Here is a 1,966-nt window from a genome sequence, read left to right as displayed (position 1 = left end):
CCCCGGCGGCCCTCGCCGTGCCCGGTGGCCGCACAGCGCTCCGGCGCTGGGCGGCCGTTCGCGTCCCCGGCCGTCCCCGGCCGTCCCTAGCTGTCCCTGGCCGTCCCTGGCTGTTCCTGGCCGTTCCTAGCCGTTCCGGCGCCGGTAGGCCCCGGCGCGGGCCGCCGCCTCGGCGGCCTCCGCCGCGCGGTCCGCGGCCGCCTCGTCCAGTGGCTCCGCGGTGGTGAGCATCCGGTAGTAGAGCGGCGCCGAGACCGCCCGGACGACCTCGAACCCGTCGGTGTCCGGCGGGAGTTCGCCGCGTTCGACGGCCGCGGCGACGCACGGCGCCCACTCCTCGACCCGGCGCCGGTAGAAGTGCCGCAGGGCCTCGGCCGCGTCCGGGTCGCAGGTCGCCGCCACGATGACGGCGCGGAACAGCGCGCCCTGCCGGGGGTCGGCCAGGGTGCGCTGGACGAGCCGGGCGTTGGCCCGGAGGTCCCCGGAAAGGGAGCCGCTGTCGGCGCGCGGCAGCGACTGCTCGGCCATGTCCGCGAGCAGGTCCGCGACGAGCGCGGTGGTGCTGCCCCAGCGGCGGTAGACGGTGGTGCGGCCGACCTCGGCCCGTTGGGCGATGTCGCCGAGGTCGAGGCCGCTGAAGCCGTGCTCGACCAGGGCGTCCTCGGCGGCGCGCAGGACGGCGGCGCGGACCCGGGCGGTGCGGCCGCCGGGGCGGACCGTGCCGGGCGTGGAGGGCTCGACGGCCATTAACGGGATTCCTGTTCCATTAGACGGGTGGAGTCTGTTAGGTTCAGGGCATCCTAACGGAACAGCGGTCCCATTAGGGGCTTCGAGGGGAGAAATCCGCCATGACCATCGCCACCGACATGGAGTACCGCCGGCTCGGCGCGTCCGGACTCAAGGTGCCCGCGCTCAGCCTCGGCACCGGCACCTTCGGCGGGCGCGGCCCGCTGTTCGGCGCCTGGGGCACCACCGACGTCCAGGAGGCCCGCCGGCTCCTCGACATCTCCATCGACGCCGGGGTCACCCTCTTCGACACCGCCGACGTGTACTCCGACGGCGCCTCCGAGGAGGTGCTCGGCCAGGCGGTCCGCGGCCGCCGCGACCAGGTGCTGATCTCCACCAAGGCCGGACTGCCCACCGGCGACGGCCCGCAGGACGCCGGCACCTCCCGCGCCCGGCTGGTCCGGAGCGTCGACGACGCGCTGCGCCGCCTCGACACCGACTACCTGGACCTGTTCCAGCTGCACGCCTACGACGCCGGCACCCCGATCGAGGAGGTGCTCGCCACCCTGGAGGACCTGGTCCGGGCCGGCAAGATCCGCTACACCGGCGTCTCCAACTTCTCCGGCTGGCAGCTGATGAAGTCCCTCGCCCTCGCCGACCGGCACGGTCGCCCCCGGTACGCCGCCCACCAGGTCTACTACTCGCTCGTCGGCCGCGACTACGAGTGGGAGCTGATGCCGCTCGCCCGGGAGGAGGGCGTCGGCGCCCTGGTCTGGAGCCCGCTCGGCTGGGGCCGGCTCACGGGGAGGATCCGCCGCGGGCAGCCGCTCCCGGACGGCAGCCGGCTGCACGACACCGCCGACTACGGCCCGCCGGTGGAGGACGAGCTGCTGTACCGGGTGGTCGACGCGCTGACCGAGGTCGCCGCCGAGACCGAACGGACCGTCCCCCAGGTGGCGATCAACTGGCTGCTGCGCCGTCCGACCGTCTCGTCGGTCATCATCGGCGCCCGCAACGAGGAGCAGCTGCGCCAGAACCTCGGCGCGGTCGGCTGGTCCCTGACGGAGGAGCAGGTGGCCCGGCTGGACGCGGCGAGCGCCCGCACCGCGCCGTACCCGTACTTCCCGTACCGGCGGCAGGAGGCCTTCGCCCGGCTCAACCCGCCCCTGGCGGGCTGAGGCGCGCGGGCGCGCAGGGGGGGCGCGGCGGCCGGCGGAGGCGCGGGGCCCGAGCGGCGTGG

At 75.5% G+C, this 1,966-nt stretch carries 2 protein-coding genes; one reads left to right on the top strand and one right to left on the bottom strand.

Annotated features, from left to right (window positions below):
- Positions 1-126: 126 nt before the first annotated feature.
- Positions 127-747 (bottom strand): TetR/AcrR family transcriptional regulator, encoded by a 621-nt coding sequence (locus ACFU6K_RS37900; RefSeq protein WP_380671040.1) that lies wholly within the window; start codon positions 745-747, stop codon positions 127-129.
- 119 nt (positions 748-866) lie between these two features.
- Between ACFU6K_RS37900 and ACFU6K_RS37895 the strand changes: the two genes are divergently transcribed.
- Complete coding sequence (locus ACFU6K_RS37895) at positions 867-1,904, top strand: aldo/keto reductase (RefSeq protein ID WP_380671042.1); 1,038 nt, start codon at positions 867-869, stop codon at positions 1,902-1,904.
- Positions 1,905-1,966 lie beyond the last annotated feature (62 nt).

Origin of the sequence: Kitasatospora sp. NPDC057512 (assembly GCF_042802135.1) — a bacterium.
Lineage (GTDB): Bacteria > Actinomycetota > Actinomycetes > Streptomycetales > Streptomycetaceae > Kitasatospora.
This window is presented reverse-complemented; position numbering and strand designations above follow the sequence as displayed.